The following is a 20,014-nucleotide window of genomic DNA, read 5'->3' on the forward strand; positions in this document are numbered from 1 at the left end:
TACCCCCCCCCGACTGTCAACTGGTTTTACATGATTTTCGAGGTTATTTCTCCGTTTGGTGTCTTTTCACCCTTGCTCTTTTTTTTGGCGATATTGCCTTCGTGCTAAGACGAAAGAAATCCCATTCTGATTCGTTAGAATCAACAAAAAAGAGTCTGAGGCTTGACGGCCTCAAACTCACTCTGTCTGCTCGCTAGGAGTCTTTTCAAAACGAACAAGTCTTTTTATTCTGTTACTTTTCTACAACGGTTGCTAGGACTCGGGCAAAGTCCTTTTTGATGTCCTCCAAGTTCGCAGATACTTCTTCTCGCGTTTGGTTGTTTCGTACGGTGACGACTCCTGCTTCGACTTCACTGCTTCCCAAGGTGATGAGGACCGTTGCCTGAAAGGCATCTGCTGTCTTAAACTGAGCCTTGAGCTTGCGACCTAGATAGTCTCTCTCAGCCTTAAAACCTTGCTCCCGTAAGCTCTGTACGAGTTCAAGTGCTGGAAGATTCGCCTCGTCACCTAGCACGGCAATATAGACATCCAGTCCTTCTTCTAGAGGGAGGGCAACCCCTTGTTTTTCAAGGACCAGCAAGAGACGTTCAATCCCCATCCCAAAGCCGACACCTGGTGTTTCTGGCCCATCAAAGTAGGCTACTAAGCCATCATAGCGCCCTCCGGCACAGATCGTAAGCTCACTTCCTCCCACCTCTGTCATAAACTCAAAAATGGTATGGTTGTAGTAATCCAATCCCCGTACCATGTTGGAATCGATAGTGTAGTGGATCCCAAGAGCCGTCAGCATGGCTTTGACAGCCTCGAAATAGCTACTGCTTTCTTCATCTAGATAGTCCAGGATCGAAGGAGCACCCGCAACGGCAGCTTGGTCTTCTTTTTCCTTCGAGTCCAAGACCCGCAAAGGATTTTCTTCCAAACGACGCTGACTATCGCTCGACAAGCTCTCTTTCAGGGGGGTCAGATAATCAATCAAGGCCTGACGATAGGCTTTGCGACTTTCCGTATTTCCCAGAGTATTGAGATGCAACTTGACACCTGTAATACCTAGCTCAGCGAAAAATTGTGCTGCCATAGCGATGGTTTCTGCATCCGATGCTGGATTTTGTGAGCCAAAGCATTCGACTCCAATCTGGTGAAACTGACGCAAGCGCCCCGCCTGTGGACGTTCATAGCGGAACATCGGTCCCATATAATAGAGCTTTAGAGGCTTTTGAATCTCTGGTGCAAAGAGTTTATTTTCAACGTAGGAACGAACGACAGGAGCTGTCCCTTCCGGACGGAGCGTAATGTGGCGATCTCCCTTATCATAGAAATCATACATCTCCTTGCTCACGATATCCGAAGTATCGCCGACGGAGCGAGAAATCACTTCGTAATGCTCAAACATGGGCGTCCGTATCTCAGCGTAGTTGTAGCGACCGAACATCTCGCGTACAAATCCTTCCACATACTGCCAGCGAGCAGCCTCCTGTGGCAGGATATCCTGGGTTCCTTTAGGTCTTTGTAATTTCATAGCATGTCCCCGGAGTCAAAACTCCACCTTTCTCTGCAATTTACCTACTCTTATTCTACCACAAGTTTAACTCTTGGGCGTTAAATACCGCGAAATTTTTGCCTCCTGTCTCATCAGGTTGCCAAATAATCGAGCAAGCTTACAAAAAAGTTGTCAAGTAACTTTACTTTACAAAAAAGTTTTGCTATACTAGTACAGTTGATGCAAATCAAACCCAATTGAATTTATATCTTAAAAGGAGAAAATCGAAATGGCAGTACCTGCACGTCGCACCTCAAAAGCGAAGAAAAACAAACGTCGTACACACTACAAAGTAACAGCTCCAACTGTGAAATTTGATGAAGCAACTGGAGATTACTCACGTTCTCACCGTGTATCTTTGAAAGGATACTACAAAGGACGTAAAATCGCTAAAGCTGCAGCAGCAGAATAATAGAAGGGAGCTATCATGCGCGTAAATATCACACTTGAACACAAAGAATCTGGTGAACGCTTGTACCTTACTTCTAAAAACAAACGGAACACCCCAGACCGCCTTCAATTGAAGAAGTATTCACCAAAACTTCGGAAGCATGTTGTCTTTACTGAAGTGAAATAATTGAGATAAAAAAGCCTATGAAATCAATGTTTCAAAGGCTTTTTTGCTTGCTTAAAATGTGGTTTTGTCTGATTAGAAGATATATTATCTATTCAAACATCTCCTATAACACTCTTCGTGTATCGTCATACTTCCAAGTTTTCATGGCATTACTTTAAAGCAACTTTTTTCCACTTGCGAATCTTCGTTCTAAATGTTCCGAAAGGAGCTACCGTATTAATATGAATAAACTTATAGACTTCCCAGACTGCATTCTTCGTCGCATCATCAGCCCATTTTCTCATATGAGGTTTAAATAGGACTTCATCGCCCATTGAATCAATCATGTTCCCTATAGCATCTACATTATCATGGAGATGAGCCATAAGTTCTTTGATGGTTAGACTAGCGTAGGTCTCAGTAAAATGCTGATATAGCTCTCCAAGTTGATTCCATTTAAACATCTCAGTTGGTGTTTTAACCTCTAAGCCACTCTGTTCCTCCGACTCCCATCTTAGTATCAGAGTAGTCCATCCAACCTGATAGGCTAGATTCTCCGCTGGTGTCCTATCAACCTCATCAATTCTTAAATCTTTCAACTCCTCAGGAATCTCATTGAATTCAGTAATATACTTTTTATATGATTTTAGTACTTCTTCCTTCAGTTCGTTTTTATCTGCATACGTTCTCATTTCTTTCCCCTTTAATTGAGCCAAGTTCATTGTATCATATCTTTTCTCTGTTTTTTAAGGAGTACAGCTTTTATCATTCTATAGACCATAATGAATTTTGCTCAATCAACTTCTCTAGCTTTTCAATCGCTCCTCATGGGGTTCTTTTTGTATGTTGGATGGTCCAACCTTTCCAATCATTTCTCATCCCTCCATTAGCTGAAGTCCTATAGGCCTCCCCTTCGTTTTACGGTTTCATGATCCTATCGTCAATGGAGGAAGAAATGCGTTTTTTACCTACTTCAAGGTTTGAAGTCTGTTTTTATGATTCTGTTGAATGTTTCATCCGCTCTACTTGTACTGGCTGGAATCATCCAGTAAGGCATTTCCTGCCTATCCTCGTCACTTGTGAATCGTTCCCCCTTTTGGGGCTATATTTTATGAAAAAACACCCTTGAGTCTGATAGGATCCCTCAAGGGTGCACGGATAAGAAATTATCTACTTGTAGATTGCTAGGGTTTGATAAGGCTTAAGACTTACCTTTTCAGCAAGCTCTGCATCCTCATAGTTGGACAAGAGCACGCGCCCTGACTGGTATTCTTCTGGAATCGCCACTTCAGCTTCACTTCCATAGAAATTGTTGAGTACCAAGAGTTTTTGACCGTCTAAATGACGCTCAAAGGCGTAGACTTCTTGACTATCTTCCAGTGCTGGCTGATAGCTGCCTTCTGAAATAATCGGCATTTCTTTACGCAGGCGAATCAATTTCTTATAGAATGTAAAGATTGGTCCATCCATTTCCTTTTCAACGTTGATGTCTTTGTAAGATTGACCGGCTTTCAACCATGGAGTGCCTGTTGAAAAACCTGCATTTAGAGAAGCATCCCATTGCATGGGCGTACGTGAATTATCTCGTGACTTCGCTTGGATAATCTTGAAGGCTTGCTCAGGTGACTTGCCTTGGTCCAAAAGCATCTGGTAAGCATTGATGGACTCGACATCCACATAATCTGCCATCGAATCATAGTCTGGATCAATCATGCCAATCTCTTCGCCCATGTAGATATACGGAGTTCCACGTGACAAGTGAATGCTAGCTGCGAGCATGGTCGCTCCTTCATTGCGGAAGTTCTTGATATCCACAAAGCGATTCAAGGCACGAGGTTGGTCATGGTTATTCCAGAAAAGGGCACTCCAACCACCACGTTCACTCATTTCCTTGCCCCAAGTATGATAGAGACGCTTGAGCTCTTCAAAATCAAAGGGAGTAATAGTCCATTTTTGACCCTCTTCATAGTCGACTTTCAGATGATGGAAGTTAAAGGCCATAGACAACTCGTGGCGCTCCGGTGCTGAATAGAGAACACAGTTGTCAATGGTTGTTGAGGACATCTCTCCAACTGTCATAAAGCTCTCATCAGAACCAAAGGTCGCTTCATTCATCATGTGAAGATAGTCATGGACGATTGGTTTATCCGTATAAGCTGGTTTCCCTTCATTTTCAGGGCAATCTACCAAGACTTCATCTTTCCCAATCAAATTGATCACATCGAAGCGGAAACCTTTGACACCCTTGTTACGCCAGAAGTTGACCACCTTGAACAACTCCTTGCGGACATTGGGATTACGCCAATTGAGGTCTGCCTGTGTTTCATCAAAGAGGTGCAGATAGTATTTCCCTGTATCTCCAAAAGGAGCCCAGGCAGAACCACCAAATTTAGACAACCAATCAGTTGGTTGATCCTGAATGAAGAAGAAATCTTGGTAATACTTGTCACCAGCCAATGCTTTTTGGAACCACTCATGCTCCGTTGAGCAATGGTTAAGCACCATGTCTAGCATAAAGTCAATCTTGTGCTCTTTCCCGACACGGACCATTTCTTCAAAATCAGCCATGTCTCCAAAGACAGGGTTGACGGCGGTGTAGTCTGAAATATCGTAACCATTGTCACGTTGTGGGCTTGGATAGAAAGGATTGAGCCAAACCATATCCACACCCAAGTCTGCTAGATAAGGAATCTTTTCAATGATTCCTCTGAAATCACCGATTCCATTTCCTGTCGTGTCCTTATATGATTTTGGATAAATTTGGTATACAACCTTTGTTTTATCTAATGCCATGTGATTTTTCCTCTTTTGTTCTTTATAGGAAGAGGTGGAAGCGTAACGTCTCCACCCCTTAGCTTATTTTGTTCGATGAGCAATCATGAGAACATCGCCACGTTGGATATCCCGTGGAAGAGCCCCTTCCACATCTGCTTGGAAATCATCTTGATTGGTCACGATGACAGGTGTTTCTGTCACTAGACCAGCTCCTTTAATAGCATCCATATCAAATGTAATCAGTTTTTGACCGGCTTTTACTTTATCCCCTTGGACAACATGAGCTTCAAAACCTTGCCCATCAAGGCTAACTGTATCCATACCAATGTGCATTAGCATTTCAACACCTTCTTCAGAAACGATACCGACTGCGTGCTTGGTTGGGAAGAGGACTGTCACTGTCCCATTGACTGGTGAAGAAAGTTCACCTTGGCTTGGTTCGATCACGACACCTTGTCCCATCACACCTGATGAAAAGACTGGATCTGTGGCTTGGCTGAGTGGTTTCACTTGACCAGCAAGTGGGCTCACCAATTGGACTGTATTCACGAGAGCTGTTGGTTCCGCATGAACTGCAAATTCAGCTTCTTCTTGAGCCGCAAATTCTGCTTGAAGTTCTGTGTTATCTTCTGTTTTTGTGAAGAGACCAGCCTTACGGAAGAAGAAAGTCAAAGCTATAGGAACTACTACAGCTACAACCAGAATCATTGCGAACGGCAACATATATTGTGGTTGAATAGATAGAATACCTGGCAGCCCACCAATCCCGATAGAAGCTGCTGTAACGTTAAAGGTAACAGAGAGAAGACCAGCGATCGAAGAACCAATCATGCCTGCTACAAATGGGTAGATGTATTTGACATTGACCCCAAAAAGGGCTGGTTCTGTTACACCGAGATAGGCTGAAATGGTTGCTGGAAGAGAAATCTGAGCTTCTCGTTCATCCTGACGATGCATGAGGAAATAAGCCAAAACAGCTGAACCTTGAGCAATGTTTGAAAGGGCAATCATTGGCCAGAGACCTGTGCCACCTGCGTCCGCAATCAATTGGGTATCGATGGCATTGGTCATGTGGTGAAGACCTGTGATCACAAACGGCGCATAAAGAGCTCCAAAAATAGCACCAAAGAGCCACTTAACAGGTCCTGTTAAACCAGCAAGAACAACGGTTGACAGAGCTTGGCCAATAGTCCAACCAATTGGACCAAGAACCGTATGGGCCAAGATAAGAGCTGGAATCAAGGACAAGAAAGGAACAAAGATCATGGAGACCACTTCTGGAATGTGTTTGCGCCAGAAGATTTCAAGGTAAGAGAGGGACAGACCAGCAAGCAAGGCTGGAATCACCTGCGCTTGGTAACCGATCCGATTCACCGTGAAGAATCCAAAGTCCCACACCCAGTTGGTTGCAATTTCTGCAGCAGGTGTTGAAGCAACGGAATAAGCATTTAGCAATTGTGGTGACACCAGACAGATCCCCAAAACAATTCCAAGGATTTGGCTGGTTCCCATCTTACGAGAAACAGACCAAGTGATCCCGACAGGCAAGAATTGGAAGATAGCTTCACCAGGTAACCACAAGAAGTGATTCACTCCTGACCAGAACTGAGAAACCTCGGTAATTGTCTTACCGTCAAGCATTGACCAATGCACACCCTCAAGGACATTACGGAAACCAAGGATTAATCCCCCAACGATTAAGGCAGGAATAATCGGTGTAAAGATCTCCGCCAAGGTTGTCATAACCCGCTGCACTGGATTTTGGTTGCTCTTAGCAGCTGATTTGGCAGCTTCTTTAGAAACACCTTCAATCCCTGATACAGCAGTGAAATCGTTATAAAAGATTGGTACATCGTTCCCGATGATCACCTGGAATTGCCCAGCATTGGTAAAGGTTCCTTTTACAGCAGGAATGGCTTCAATGGCCTTCACATCAGCCTTTTGATCATCAGCAAGGACAAAACGCATACGCGTCGCACAGTGGCTGACCGCCGTGATATTCTCCTTACCTCCGATAGCTTTTAGCAGATCCTTGGCTTCTTGTTCGAATTTACTCATTTGAGTCTCCTTCTTATCCATCTAATAGTAATTTGTTAAGAACAGTGTAACCGATTGCAAGCATGTCTGCAAGATGTTTGGTCCGTTTTGGGTCTTTTTTTTAAAAAAAGAGGCCACTTGTATGGTAAAATAAAAACAAATCTTTATTTTTGGCTTTACCATCGACCGTTTGAGGAGAGAACTATGAAAAAATACCAGCATTTATTGCGCCAACTGAAAGAAAAAATCCAAAATGACATCTATCCTGTCGGAAGTTTTTTACCCAGTGAACATGACTTGATGGAGGAGTACCACTATAGTCGAGATACCATCCGAAAAGCCCTCTCCCTTCTACAAGAAGAGGGCTTGATTCGAAAGGTTCAAGGACAGGGATCCCAAGTCATAAAAGAAGAGACGGTTAATTTTCCAGTTTCTAAATTGACCAGCTACCAAGAGCTGGTCCAAGAATTGGGACTCGACTCTAAGACAAATGTGGTCCGCCTGGATAAGATTATCATCGACCAAAAAACCGCTCGTCTAACAGGATTTCCTGAATACCGGAGGGTCTGGAAGGTCGTGCGTCAACGGATCGTGGACAATCTCGTCTCCGTTCTCGATACCGACTACCTGGACATGGAGCTCGTCCCTAATCTACAGCGAGATATTGCCGAAAAGTCTATTTATGCCTATATCGAACAGGAATTAAAGCTCCGTATTGACTACGCGGAGAAAGAAATCACTATTGATACAAGCCAAGACAGAGATAAAATCCTCATGGATATCGGAAAGGATCCTTTTGTCGTCTCAGTCAAGTCCAAGGTCTATCTTCGAGACGGACGCCAATTTCAATTTACCGAAAGTCGCCATAAGTTGGAAAAATTTCGCTTTGTAGACTTCGCCAGACGAAGATGAAGGGCCATTTTCCAGGTGGTCCTTTTATTGAACCTAATTCTATTCCGATACACCAGATTAGATACTTTACGAGAGGCATCTGATCGTTATGCTTCCCTTTATCCGTCGCTTCCGCTTTCCATACGATTTCTCGGATCGCTCTTTATCCAACAACTATTTAAAGCAACCTTTACGATCGCTTCCATGAACAGTAACACAGCCCTCTCTCTTTCCTGCACACTCTCTCGTCACACACAAATCATCGTTCCGAATAAACTCCACTTCTTCAAACCACTGCAAGAGCTTCACCTGTATCCTTAGGAAGCAGCAGGACTGCTTTTCGGCCAGCTGCCCGTTAGGAGAGCATACAAAAGAGGCTGGGACAACAGTCCTAGCCTCTCCATTGTTTTTGGATGGTCGAGCAAGACGCAGTGGTTGAGTGGACTCTACTCCGCTGGTTTCACCCGCTTTTACAGCCCTACTCAACTGTGCGGAGGTGGAACGACGAAATCGAATTCTAAGAAATGACCGATTTCTGTCCCCCTCTCTAGTAGCAACAAATCTAGCAAGGACAGCCCAGCAAGTTCCACTCTAATCCACATAAGAAGTATAGGGCCCCAATTCCTTCTGGATATGGCGACTATACTCCTGATCTGTCAAAACCAGACTCACCTGAGATAAAGGACAAATCTGAGTAAAAGAAGTCTTTCCCAACTTACTGCTATCCGCCAACAAGAAGCGCTCTTTGGACCGCTCTAGGGCCAGTTGTTGCGTATGAGCTTCTTCAATCGAAGAAGTCAAGACCAGACCATCCTTGACACCACTACAACTAAAAAACATCTTTGAAAAATAAAGCTGGTCCATGATTCGCTGGCTCATCTCACCGGTAAAAGCCTGTGTATTGGCCCGCATCTCGCCCCCTAGTAGAAAAACCTTGAATTGATCGGTCTTCCGACGGTAGAGCTGATTGAAAATCGGCCAACAATTGGTAACTACCTGAAGTTTCTCATGCTTGATCTCATCTGCCAACAATTCAATCGTTGTACCTGGACCCAGAAAAATCGTGTCCCCTTCATCAATAAGGGCAGCTGCGCGTTTCGCGATTTGCCTCTTGGCCTCCATATTTTGTTGATGACTTTCCTCGTGACTCAACTCACGAAAGCTCACAACCCGATTACTCTTGGCTCCTCCATGCACCCGCGTCAAGATTCCTTGGTTTTCCAATTCTGTCAAATCCCGTCGCACCGTCATGTCTGAAACACCTAGAGCCTCCATAATCTCAGAAACCTTCACGGTCCCAGACTGGTGAACCATCCTGGTAATCGCATCCAGCCGTTCATGCTTGATCATTTCATCCTTCCTCCTGTCTCAAAAACAACACACACATGTTTATTATAAGATATTTTGACACTTTTTTCTAGAAAGAAATAGGAATCCGAACAAATAATAGAAATGGTTTGGGCTATTTCAGCATTTTAAAAAATAAAAACAGAATTCTAGCCTAGGTTGGGAGATTTCCAGACTGAAATAGCGTTTGACGACCCTTTCAGTTCTTTTAAGCTACCTTTATTATACTCGTTTTGAAAGCGTTTTACAATATACCGTGATGTTTTTAAGCTCTGTTTCAGAAAAATTTTAGCTCGGTTTAAGGCTCACTCGATATGATACAATCGTCGACAGAGGAAATCCTCATTATTTTAGGAAAGAAAGAAGGAATCGTATCATGTCTAAAGGACAAAATCATCATGCTACAGAAGAAAATCAGAACAATCAGGAGAAGACAATCCTCCTAGCCCGTAGTCCCAAATGGTGGATGGGCGTTGTTGCAGCTGGGTCCGTCACCCTAGGGCTTGCTGCTGGATTTGCTGGGGGCGTACTGGCACAGACCGGGCACAACCAAAGCGTGGCCAACCAAGCCAGCACAGCTTTAAACGCTCAAACAAACACAAACAAACAGAACAACTCTAACACAAACAGCAACGCAACTCCGGACAAACAAGGACAACAGGCTCCTACTTCCGGGAATAATCAAGAGAAAACCCAGGGAATGCCTCCAGGTGCCCAGGGAAATAGCAATCAGACACAAGGCGGGCCTGGGCAAGAACAAGCAGGCTTTAGTCAAGGACAAAATGGCCCTGGACAAGAGCAAGCAGGCTTCGGACAAGGACAAAATAGCCCTGGACAAGAGCAAGCAGGCTTCGGACAAGGACAAAATAGCCCTGGACAAGAGCAAGCAGGCTTCGGACAAGGCGGCCCTGGACAAGGCGGCCCTGGTCATGAGCAGGGAGAACCTTCTGCAAACAACCAAGAAAACCGCAATCAAGCACAAAAAGGTGACCAAAAATCCAGTACAAGCAAAAACAAACAGAAATCATCCAAGAAAAACAAGACTAAAACTGAGTCATCCTCTAACTAATCGTCTAAGCTAAGTAAACAAAAATCCTCCCTCTATTTGCTGCGGTTATCCCTTGCAGCAAACAGAGGGAGTTTTTCGTTCAATAGGGAACACGACCAAAGACAAGCCTTCTCAAAAATCCGATTCCTTAATGGAGGGCTCCTCCAGCTATTTGGAGATCTTTAGAATAGGTGACAATCGCTCCAATCGCAGCCTCCAATCCACGGATAATATCTTCCAGACCCATAGCAGGAGTCTGAGATTTCTCTAGCACCTGCTCTAGGAGGTAGGGGATATGGAGAAAGCCTGCTCGCATCTCTGGATAAGCTTGATCCGCTAGGTATAGGGCCTGGTACATCAAGTGATTGCAAACAAATGTCCCCGCTGAGTTAGAGACTGAAGCTGGAATTCCGGCTTTTTTGATAGCTTGTACCATGGCCTTGATCGGAAGGGTAGAGAAATAAGCGGCTGGTCCGTCTGGCTGGATGGGCTGATCCAAAGGCTGTTGCCCCTTGTTATCCGGGATACGTGCATCGTCCAGATTGATGGCCACGCGCTCTGGGCTTAAGCCCATGCGACCACCAGCTTGGCCTACACAAAGGACCGCATCTGGCCTTTGATCCGATATCGCTTGGGCCAAGATCTCAGCTGACTCTCCAAATACAGTCGGCACTTGTAACCAAGAAATCTGAGCTCCCTTGATGGTTTGAGGGAGACGTTTGACAGCTTCTAGTGCTGGATTGATTGCCTCTCCTCCAAAAGGTTCAAAGGCGGTGACTAAAATCTTCATAAGATGGATGGATCCTTTCATCGATATTTTTTCACTTTATTGTACCATATCTCCTTGCTGACGCGGGACTGATCGATCGAAAAAGAGTCTTTTCTTTTCTGGGTAGCTGTACTATAATGAAGGAATGAAAAGAACTTCTATTGATTTACTCCACGGGCCGATTGTCTCTTCATTGCTGGCTTTTGCCTGGCCCCTACTACTATCCAATATTTTTCAGCAACTCTATAATACAGCAGACATCATGATCGTCGGTCGCTTTTTGGGATCAGATGCTCTGGCTGCGGTCGGTGCAACTGCAGCGATTTTCGATCTGATTATTGGATTTGCCCTGGGCGTCGGGAATGGAATGGGAATCGTCATTGCACGGGCTTACGGAGCGAAAGAAGAGGACCAGCTCAAAAAAGCTGTCGCTGCTTCCTTGCTAATCGGACTGGGTTTGAGTGGCGCAGTCATGCTCCTTGGGCATGTTGGGCTTTATCCCTTACTCGAATTCCTCGGGACCCCTTCTGCTATCATTGACCAGTCTTATCAATATATCTCCCTCATCGTTCTTTGTGTGGCTGTGACCTTTGCTTACAATCTTGCTGCAGGCTTGTTACGGGCTGTTGGGGATAGTTTGGCTGCTCTTTCCTTTCTAATCTTTTCAGCCCTCCTCAATATTGTCTTAGATCTTTATTTTATCACTCAATTACAGCTCGGGATCCAATCTGCCGCTATCGCAACCATTCTTTCCCAAGCTCTTTCAGCTCTTCTTTGCTTCTTTTATATCCGAAAAAAAATGAGCTTCTTGGTCCCAACCCCCCACCACTTTGTATGGGATAAGAGCCTATATGTGGATTTAGTTGAGCAGGGGCTGGCCATGGGCTTGATGACCTCTATCGTGTCCATCGGGACAGTCATCCTCCAGTCTTCTATCAATGCCTTAGGAGCCACCATCATCAGCGCCCAAACAACTGCGCGACGTGTGATGTCCTTTATGGTCCTTCCGATTACAGCCATTGCAACAGCAATCACTACCTTTACTTCCCAAAACTTTGGTGCCAAGCAAGCTCACCGGATCCTTCGAGGTATCCGAATTGCTGTGGGGCTAAGTGTCAGCTGGGCCCTTCTAGCTTCACTGATCTTATATTTCGCAAGTCCTGCGCTCAATCAGCTGATTTCAAGTTCGACGGACCCTCTTCTCATTCACAGTGCATCGGATTACCTTCGGATTACATCCATCTTTTACCCCGTTTTAGCGGTTCTCTTGATTCTTCGCAACAGTTTGCAGGGCTTGGGACGAAAAATGACGCCCTTGATTTCCAGTTTCATTGAGTTAACCGGGAAAATTCTCTTTGTCTGGGTCATTATCCCATATTTAGGCTATCTTGGGGTCATCCTCTGTGAGCCTTTTCTCTGGATTCCTATGACGATTCAACTTTATTGGACCTTCCGCCACCATCCACTCATTAAGATGGCACAAAAGGGGGACTTGATCCCTTCATCGGGTAGGTAAACTCGTATCCCCTGAGTCTGCCCTCAAAAAGAGAGCATTTTAGCCGACACAATTGTGTTTTACCAGGTCTTTAAAAAATGAGGCTGGGACAAAAGTCCTAGCCTCTTAATTGTTTTTGGATGGTCGAGCAAGACGCAGTGGTTGAGTGGGCTCTACTCGGCTGATTTCATCAATTTTTACAGCCCGACTCAACTGTGCGGAGGCGGGACAACGAAATCGACTTCTAACGAATGACCGATTTCTGTCCCACTCTCCTTTTCCTTTATCCGATCCTTTTATGGGGTGCCAAATCCGATTGCTATCCTTATAAGCTATCGTCTTTTTTTGTGAGCTTACCACCTGCTAGGAGGGACAACGAAGCAATTGCTAAACTCAAACCTAAAGCCAGACTTGCGGTTTCTGATGCTTGACCTGTTTCAGGCAATTGAGCCGGCGATTCCTTCGGTACATTCGGTTGTTCAGGACTTGGTTGTCTTTTTCCATTTTTACCAGGCACTTCCGGAGTTGGTTGCGGGATCGCTTCTTCTGTCTCCACATAGTTTTTGTGCCAAGCGACTTGTACAGATGGAGCTTGAGGCGCTGTCGGCTTATCTTTTCCATCTGGGATTTCAGGAGTGGCAATGGTTGAATTGGTTGCAAACCAGAAAGCAGTTGGAAGTCCAATATCATTTCCTTGGGCTACGAGATCCAACTCATATCCCTTATAAATCATTGCCCCCGCTCCATAATAGGCCTTCGCTGAGCGAGGGGTTCCATCAGGATTGATCGCATCCCAACCTTCGTCAATCAAGTTCCCATTGGCATCGTAGGTCGCATCTCCGTTAAAAAGAGCCCCATGAGAACGGTATTGATTGTCGTTCTTGGAATAAACATAACCATCTGCCTGCACATCCACCGAAGATCCATCGATTTTGATAAATTCATTGCCGTTTAAAGCGACTTTCTCGATGTGGTTTCCAAGTCCTTCCACCGTCCAATGGTTCAAGGAAGAAATACTCATGATAGAGTTGTTCCCTGACAGATCGATTGGACTTGTCGCACTTTCTGCATCATAAAAGTCCAACTTCATCTTTACGTGAATAGTTTTTGAGGCGTCTTGTGTTTGAGATCCTACAAAGAAAGTCTTTGTCGGATCATGGAAAAGCTCCACAAGAGCCGTCCCATTTGTTGTCGGAGCCTGTACCAGAGTATAGCTGGCCACGATCTTTTTGATGGGAGTTCGATTATAAGAGGAAGTTTGGAGATTCGTATAAGTGACCGTAAGGGTTTCTCCCTCCTGCATCTTCAGCCAGACATCTTCTGTAAAGGTACCGCCTGTTTGGCTATAGCCAGCGCCATTTCCTGCTGCAAAATCATCATTTGTGTAGGCGTCTGTATTAAACTGTTGTAAGATTTCATCTCCTGCATGCGCTTCGCGGATGGTCTTTGATAAATAGCTGACTGACCCTTGGCTGCTGGTGACTGTCATCCGAGCATTTGGCTCGTTCTGATAGATCAATCCTTGTGCGCTCTCTAGCATCTTCTTGGTCAAGACACGATCGCCTGTCCCATTGGTATAGGTTTGATAAGCTTTTTCCCAGGCTTTATAGGCGATATAATCCTTAAAATACTGGGTCACGTCTTTTTGATACTGGGTCAACGCAGCCTGGTAATCCACCAGAGACTGACGGATCGCTGATGCTTGGCTCAGGTTATCTTGATGGGCAACAGCTACTGACGAAACGGTTCGAGCCCTTGATTCTTTTAGGTGATACCCCTCTTTTTCTGTCAAGCTAAGATTTTTCCGAGCTTCTTGCTGAGCAGTTTCAAGTTCTGCTGGAGTCAACGTCGTGTTCTGCTGAATCGCGGTGTTGGCCTCTTTCAGACCTTCTTCTTGTGCCTTTGCTAGGTTCGCTTGCGAACCGGCTTCTTCCTTCAAAGCATCCTTTTTTGCTGTTTCCAATGCCGGTGAGGTGACTTCTGAGCGAGTGAGGATGTGCGTCCCCTTTGTTTCAGTTGAGACAGGAGTTGCGATTGCTTGTGTCGTGCGATCAGCATCGCTAACCTCAGATACTGTATCGATCGTTTCATCTGCTAAGACTTGTGGAGAGATAGAGAAGACTCCCAACACAAGTGCGCTAAATAGCGTAATATTTTTCTTTGTAACTTTCAACGTTTTCTCCTTTAAACGACTTCTGCTCGTTGATGTTTTGGCAGAGTCAAAGTTTTGATGTCATTCTGTTCAAACAAAAGCATTTTCAGACATTTCTTCCTTCTCAGAAAAAGACGAATTAGAGGGCTAATCCGTCCTTTCTAGGGCGATTCTATGGCCTTATTCCTTAGAAGCTTTATTTTTTGCGAGGAAGTAAAGGCTTGTTCCAAAGAGGAGTAGACCTGCAAGAAGGGCGTATCCTGTCCATTTAGAACCTGTTTTTGGCAATTCCTTTGGTTTGTTCGGCTTCGTTGGGGGCGTAACAGGTGGCGTAGTAGGTGTGTGGGTGTTGACTACAGTGACATTTCCTGCTCCCTCGTCGATAATCTGAGAGGTATAGCCTGCTGGGACATCTACTTCTTGGACACTATAGACAATGGTTTTGCCCTTGGCTTTTTCATCCAGTTCGGAGAAGGTGTAAGTCCATCGATTGTCTTGGGTCAATTCCACGACATCGCCAACTGCCTGACCATCTGCATACAATTGAACCTTCACACTCGTTGGACGTGAACCATCCTGGTTGTCTTTGTCTTCCCAACGTTTTGTGACCGTTAAGCTGGTTTTCCCAGGCTGATAGCTATTGGTGATATTGTATCCCTCAATGCTCGTTGTGTAGTTGGTCACCACATCTTCTGTCACAGTATAGACAATCTCTTGTCCGTTTTCGTATTTTGGAAGATTGCTAAAGCTGTAAGACCAATTCTCCGCAGCGGTGACTGACTTACTGTCAACTTTTGTTCCATTTTTTAGTAAGTTCACTGTAATCGCTTCTGGTCGGAGCCCATCTTGGTTGTTCTTGTCGTCCCAAGTTTTGGTTCCTGTGACACTGGTTGTTTCGATATCGTGAGTGTTCGTGATTGTGATTTGGTTATCCGTCAAGGTACCATAAGTGACCGTATAACCTGGAACAGTCGCCTCTTCTACTGTATAATTACCTGTTTCTTCTAGCCCTGTAAAGCTAGCTGTCCAGTTGTTGGAGGCTAACAGTTGCACCGATCGATCTTGATTTTGGTCATCCTTAACACGGACACCGTCTTTCAAAAGATAAACCGTAACAGAAGATGGTTGAAGACCATCACGATTTTGGTCATCCGACCATTTTTTGACGACTTTCAACTCACGAGTGTTGGCCTTTTTATTGGTGATATTCAGGTTCGCAAGAAGGATGCCATTCCCCTGGTCCACAAAGTCTGCCGCGGTCACCGTATACTCTTCTTGACTAGCGACATAGCCTTCTGGGGCCTGAATTTCTTTGATCAGATAATCCCCTCTCAAGAGATAGTTGACAAGAATCGAACCGTCCGCTGCAGACTCAAAATAGTCTAAGCCATCCGCAGATTTGACAACTTCATTGGTCTCTTTATTGGTGATTTTGAACCGAGCTCCCGCAAGTGGGGTCGAGCCATCTTCGGCTGTTTTCTTCAGGTTCAGCTGGTAGGTATTTCCCGTCGCAGATCCACCTGAACGACGGTAATAATCCGTATACACCTTCGTTTCTTTGCTGATGTTGTTTGCGGTCAACGTCGCTGTATTGGAGTAGGTTTGACCGTCTACAAATGATGTTCCAGCGGTTGGTAAACTGCGATAGAGGATTTGATAGCCTTCGTTACTTGCAACCGATCCAAAGTTAACAGCAAACGAGCGATTGTCACTGGACACGACAAATTGCTTGAGCGCTGGAGTCGTCGTGGCATCTACAGAGTCTGCTGTGGTAAAAGTGAATTGATCTGTCACGTCTGTCGTGTTTTGCAGAATCCATCCTTGCGCATTGGTCCCCCAAGTCCCTTTTTCGATCCGGAAGCTTCCACTTACATAGCGAAGGCCTGGTGTTTGGAAGAAATCGTGAATGACTGTATTCTCAAAGTTCGATTGTGAACGATTGAGGGAGATCCGATACTTAAACACAATGGATCCATCTGTTTCAATATTGCGCCATCCGGTCTTAGACATGTCTGAAACCGTCGTATTCGGAACAGGATGGTAATTCACTTCCCCTGCATTCTTTACTTCATTATTGACACTGATATTGATCGGAACGGTCTGATCGGTAGTAATCGTCTGCTCGTCAACTTTTAAGTAGAAATAGAAGCTCCCTTTGATATCTGAATGGGTCTCCACAAAGTCTGTGAAGGTAAGCGTAAACAGTTTTTGCGCTTCATCAAAGGTGGCATTTCCGACCACTTCATTGGTCGCCCCATCACGGACAGAAAAATTCTCTGTTGTTGAAAATTGTAAATTAGATGGGTTGTTTGGGAGTTGGACGGTCACCGTATCCCCAGCCTTGGCATCAGGTGCTACTTCAAACTCTGCATTGACACGAAAAGGAATGTACATCCCAACTTGACTAGTGCTTGTGAAAGGATTCCCTTCCATATCCGTAACCGTTAATTTTTTGATGAAATCATTGCGAACTGTCGCATGAACTGTCTCACCACGATATAGAGTAGCCGTAAACAGTATTGGGAATAAAATCACAAGGATTCCTAAAATATTTCCTAACATATTGAAACGTTGTTTCATGTTATTCTCCTTTTTCTTTCTATCAAACATTAAACGTTTTCAAGTTATATTTTACATTAAATTTTTCTCTACATCAAGCTTTTTTAGTAGATAATAAATAAAGTCAGAATTTTCTGATAGTCTTGCTTAACTTTATTTTTAAAGTTATTCTATTCTTCAAAACGCTTGTTTTTTCAAATCAAAAAACGACACTTGTCACCTGACAAGTGTCATCTCGTTTATCCCTCCACTTCTGTCTGTCCCGGTTGGAAGATCAGCACAGCAAGAGCCGTAAAGAGGAAGAGGAAGAAGCTCAATACAGATAGTTGAAGGTGAATATCGCCTCTCATCGAAATGGTTTGCCGCAAACCTGAGACCACATAGGTCATCGGCAAGAAGGGCTGAATCCATCCGAAGAAGCGAGGGCTGAGTTCGATTGGATAGGTCCCTGCACTAGCTCCTAATTGAAGGACAAGCAGGAGCAAGGAAGCGAACGATCCAAACCGTTGGTTCCACCCTATCAGAGCAGTCACTAAGGCCATGAAGACCCAGGAAGATAAAAGGGTCAATCCAAAAGTTGCACCAGGATGCGCAAAGTCTACTCCGACCAGACGTACTGTCCCATAGAGAAGGATGGCTGCAAGCGTCGCTATCCCTCCATTTAGGACCAACTTGCTCTTCGCCCATTCCCAGCGGTCCGTATACTCTTCCTCATCGATCGATTTGGCAAAAACGACGTTTGCAGAAAGGGCAACGACCATGAGAGAAACGGCCATCATATAGGGAGCCATCCCGACGCCATTTGTAGCCACTCGGTCTTGGTCCACATGAGAAGTCGCTACCGGACTAGCGACCGTATCTGCATTTTTTTCTTGTAGTGTAACGGTGGAGAGCTGATTGGAACCCGCTTGTAAGGAATCATGAAGTTGCCCTTGAGCTTGGGAAACCGTCGCTAGATTGGTTGTGATGGTTTGAGAGCCATCAGATAACCTGGTTAAACCTGAACTTAAGGAACTAGAAGATTGAGCGAGTCGTTGGAGACCACGATCTAGTTGAGCGACACCATTCGTATATTGCCCAAGCCCAGTGGACAAGCGCCCAAGTCCGCTCTGTAAAGTCTCAGCTCCTGCACTCAGAGTCGCAACCCCACTCGTCAGATTCCCAGTTTGGCTATGGATCATTTGGAGACCATCATTAACACGGGAAACTCCAGATGCATATTGTTGGAATCCGGACGACAAACGACTTGCCCCACTTGAGAAACTTGAGTAGAGCAAGTCTGCACCAGAGGACGCTTGACTGGCTCCAGGTAGGAGTTGTTGGTCGATGCCCTGATGGACTTGAGCAAACCCATCTCGCAAATTTGTAAGGGCTTGAAGAGCCCCTGGAAGAAGCTGATCAGCACTTGTTTGCATCGTCCCAAGAGAAGTTTTCAATTGTTGCAAAGCATTGACCTGTCCTTGTAAAGCGCCTAGACTCGTTCGCGCCTGGGACAGAATGGTCCCGAGAGTTTCTAGATTGGATAAGGTGTTTTGGAGTTGGCTATCTGCGCTCGAGGGGCTGCTTGTCAAAGCGTGTTCAATCTCACTTTGTTGCTCACTTGTCATAGACTGATAGGCAGCTGTTGCTCGGACTGCAGCCAAGGAAGCAGCCTGATCAGACGCGATTTGTGCTTTGAGACTTTCCAGCTGACTGCGCATAGTCGCTAGCTGTCCTTCTACTTGGGAGAAGTCAAAGTTAGCCAAACCGGACACATCCAGTTGTGAAACACGACGATTCAGTTGCTGGATCCCTTCTTGTAACTGAGGCAAGCTGGCAGTCAGCGTAGCCAGTTGTTGGCTTTGCTGATCAGACAATTGCGTTTTTTGTGATAATGTTTCTAAACCAACTCTAAGATTAGAAAGTCCAGTTGCAAGCTCTTTGACCCTAGGGAGACCAGCCTGGAATTGGTCTAAGCCAGCCAGCAAATTGGAGGATTGGGCATCTAATTGACCTGTCCCTTGCGCTAACTGTGAGAGCCCATTCGTTAGTGGAAGCGTCTTGTCTTGTAGCATCCCTAACCCATCTGAAAGTTGGTGTGCTCCTCCAACCAATTGACTGGTCCCTCCTGCTAGCGAAGTGGACTTTTCATTAAGCGTTTGACTTCCACTAGATGCTTGTGCTACCCCATTAGTATAGGTGCCCAAACCATTTTTGAAGGTAGAGAGTCCATTTGTCAGACTAGCACTGCCAGCTTGGAGTTGTTCTGTCCCCGTTTGTAATTTCTGTGTTCCCGTCACCGCCTGGTTCAATCCGCCTTGAAGCTGGCGCATGCTCGAAAAGACAGTTCGCGTATAGGTCTCTGTGATGGTTTCTGAGACTTGTTCTTTTATCTTGGTCATCGCGGATTCCCCCATCTTGGAGGCTACAAAACTATGACCTTTTGAGGTCTCATACTCAATCATCATCTTTTCCGGATGATCTGTCAAGAGGGTCGTAGCTTTTTGCGAGAGGTCCGAAGGCAGTGTGATAACCATATAATAGTCCCCTCTTTCCAGGCCTTTTTTCCCTTCAGCTTCTGAAACGAAGTGAAAATCAAGACTAGAATTGTCCTTTAGGTTGTCGACCATATTTTGACCAACCGTAAAATTTTGGCCTCTGTAACTAGCTGCTTTGTCTTCATTGACGACCGCTACAGGCAGGTTTTTAACATTTCCATAGGGATCCCACATGGAGGTCAAAAAACTTAAGTTATACAGAGCTGGCACCAAGGATACACCGAGGATGGTGACCCAAAACATCGGTTTCTTTAACGTTTTCTTCAATTTTTGAACAAGCATTCTTTTCTCCTTTTAGACACTATGTCTAA

General features: G+C 45.1%; 14 protein-coding genes. 5 read left to right on the top strand and 9 right to left on the bottom strand.

The window, feature by feature from the left end; genetic code table 11:
• Positions 1 to 232: 232 nt before the first annotated feature.
• Entirely contained in the window at positions 233 to 1,516 is a 1,284-nt protein-coding gene (gene hisS / locus STRDD13_RS05280) for a histidine--tRNA ligase (protein WP_067102766.1), read from the bottom strand.
• A gap of 250 nt (positions 1,517 to 1,766) precedes the next feature.
• On the opposite strand from hisS, the gene rpmF reads away from it, so the two are divergent.
• A complete protein-coding gene (gene rpmF, locus STRDD13_RS05285) occupies positions 1,767 to 1,949 on the top strand; it encodes a 50S ribosomal protein L32 (protein ID WP_067102768.1) in 183 nt (60 codons plus the stop codon).
• A 15-nt stretch (positions 1,950 to 1,964) separates the two neighbouring features.
• The gene (gene rpmG / locus STRDD13_RS05290; RefSeq protein WP_001265622.1) at positions 1,965 to 2,114 is read left to right on the top strand and encodes a 50S ribosomal protein L33; all 150 of its coding nucleotides are present in this window, start codon (positions 1,965 to 1,967) and stop codon (positions 2,112 to 2,114) included.
• Positions 2,115 to 2,263: 149 nt separating this feature from the next.
• Here rpmG and STRDD13_RS05295 read toward each other — a convergent pair whose 3' ends face one another.
• From STRDD13_RS05295 to treP, 3 genes are all read right to left on the bottom strand, one after another.
• Positions 2,264 to 2,785 (bottom strand): ClbS/DfsB family four-helix bundle protein, encoded by a 522-nt coding sequence (locus STRDD13_RS05295; RefSeq protein ID WP_067103209.1) that lies wholly within the window; start codon positions 2,783 to 2,785, stop codon positions 2,264 to 2,266.
• A gap of 478 nt (positions 2,786 to 3,263) precedes the next feature.
• Entirely contained in the window at positions 3,264 to 4,886 is a 1,623-nt protein-coding gene (gene treC / locus STRDD13_RS05300) for an alpha,alpha-phosphotrehalase (protein WP_067102770.1), read from the bottom strand.
• Positions 4,887 to 4,949: 63 nt separating this feature from the next.
• On the bottom strand, positions 4,950 to 6,926 hold the full coding sequence (treP, locus tag STRDD13_RS05305; RefSeq protein ID WP_067102772.1) for a PTS system trehalose-specific EIIBC component: 1,977 nt from the start codon (positions 6,924 to 6,926) through the stop codon (positions 4,950 to 4,952).
• A 183-nt stretch (positions 6,927 to 7,109) separates the two neighbouring features.
• Between treP and treR the strand changes: the two genes are divergently transcribed.
• Positions 7,110 to 7,817, top strand: a complete 708-nt coding sequence (gene treR, locus STRDD13_RS05310; protein ID WP_067102774.1) for a trehalose operon repressor — start codon at positions 7,110 to 7,112, stop codon at positions 7,815 to 7,817.
• Positions 7,818 to 8,387: 570 nt separating this feature from the next.
• Here the strand turns inward: treR and STRDD13_RS05315 are convergent.
• Complete coding sequence (locus STRDD13_RS05315; RefSeq protein WP_067102776.1) at positions 8,388 to 9,146, bottom strand: DeoR/GlpR family DNA-binding transcription regulator; 759 nt, start codon at positions 9,144 to 9,146, stop codon at positions 8,388 to 8,390.
• A gap of 373 nt (positions 9,147 to 9,519) precedes the next feature.
• Between STRDD13_RS05315 and STRDD13_RS05320 the strand changes: the two genes are divergently transcribed.
• Positions 9,520 to 10,212 (top strand): hypothetical protein, encoded by a 693-nt coding sequence (locus STRDD13_RS05320; protein ID WP_067102778.1) that lies wholly within the window; start codon positions 9,520 to 9,522, stop codon positions 10,210 to 10,212.
• A gap of 127 nt (positions 10,213 to 10,339) precedes the next feature.
• Here STRDD13_RS05320 and pcp read toward each other — a convergent pair whose 3' ends face one another.
• Positions 10,340 to 10,981 (bottom strand): pyroglutamyl-peptidase I, encoded by a 642-nt coding sequence (gene pcp, locus STRDD13_RS05325; RefSeq protein WP_067103211.1) that lies wholly within the window; start codon positions 10,979 to 10,981, stop codon positions 10,340 to 10,342.
• 124 nt (positions 10,982 to 11,105) lie between these two features.
• On the opposite strand from pcp, the gene STRDD13_RS05330 reads away from it, so the two are divergent.
• The gene (locus tag STRDD13_RS05330; RefSeq protein ID WP_067102780.1) at positions 11,106 to 12,476 is read left to right on the top strand and encodes an MATE family efflux transporter; all 1,371 of its coding nucleotides are present in this window, start codon (positions 11,106 to 11,108) and stop codon (positions 12,474 to 12,476) included.
• A gap of 304 nt (positions 12,477 to 12,780) precedes the next feature.
• On the opposite strand, the gene STRDD13_RS05335 is transcribed toward STRDD13_RS05330, so the two are convergent.
• The 3 genes from STRDD13_RS05335 to STRDD13_RS05345 all read right to left on the bottom strand — a co-directional run bounded on the left by STRDD13_RS05335 (position 12,781) and on the right by STRDD13_RS05345 (position 19,985).
• The gene (locus tag STRDD13_RS05335; RefSeq protein WP_067102782.1) at positions 12,781 to 14,628 is read right to left on the bottom strand and encodes a GbpC/Spa domain-containing protein; all 1,848 of its coding nucleotides are present in this window, start codon (positions 14,626 to 14,628) and stop codon (positions 12,781 to 12,783) included.
• Between the two features lie 159 nt (positions 14,629 to 14,787).
• Complete coding sequence (locus STRDD13_RS05340; protein ID WP_067102784.1) at positions 14,788 to 17,187, bottom strand: Cna B-type domain-containing protein; 2,400 nt, start codon at positions 17,185 to 17,187, stop codon at positions 14,788 to 14,790.
• A 218-nt stretch (positions 17,188 to 17,405) separates the two neighbouring features.
• Positions 17,406 to 19,985 carry a YhgE/Pip domain-containing protein gene (locus tag STRDD13_RS05345; protein WP_067102786.1) on the bottom strand — a complete coding sequence of 860 codons (2,580 nt, stop codon included), beginning with the start codon at positions 19,983 to 19,985 and terminating at the stop codon, positions 17,406 to 17,408.
• Positions 19,986 to 20,014: the final 29 nt, after the last annotated feature.

The organism is Streptococcus sp. DD13 (assembly GCF_001578875.1).
Lineage (GTDB): Bacteria > Bacillota > Bacilli > Lactobacillales > Streptococcaceae > Streptococcus.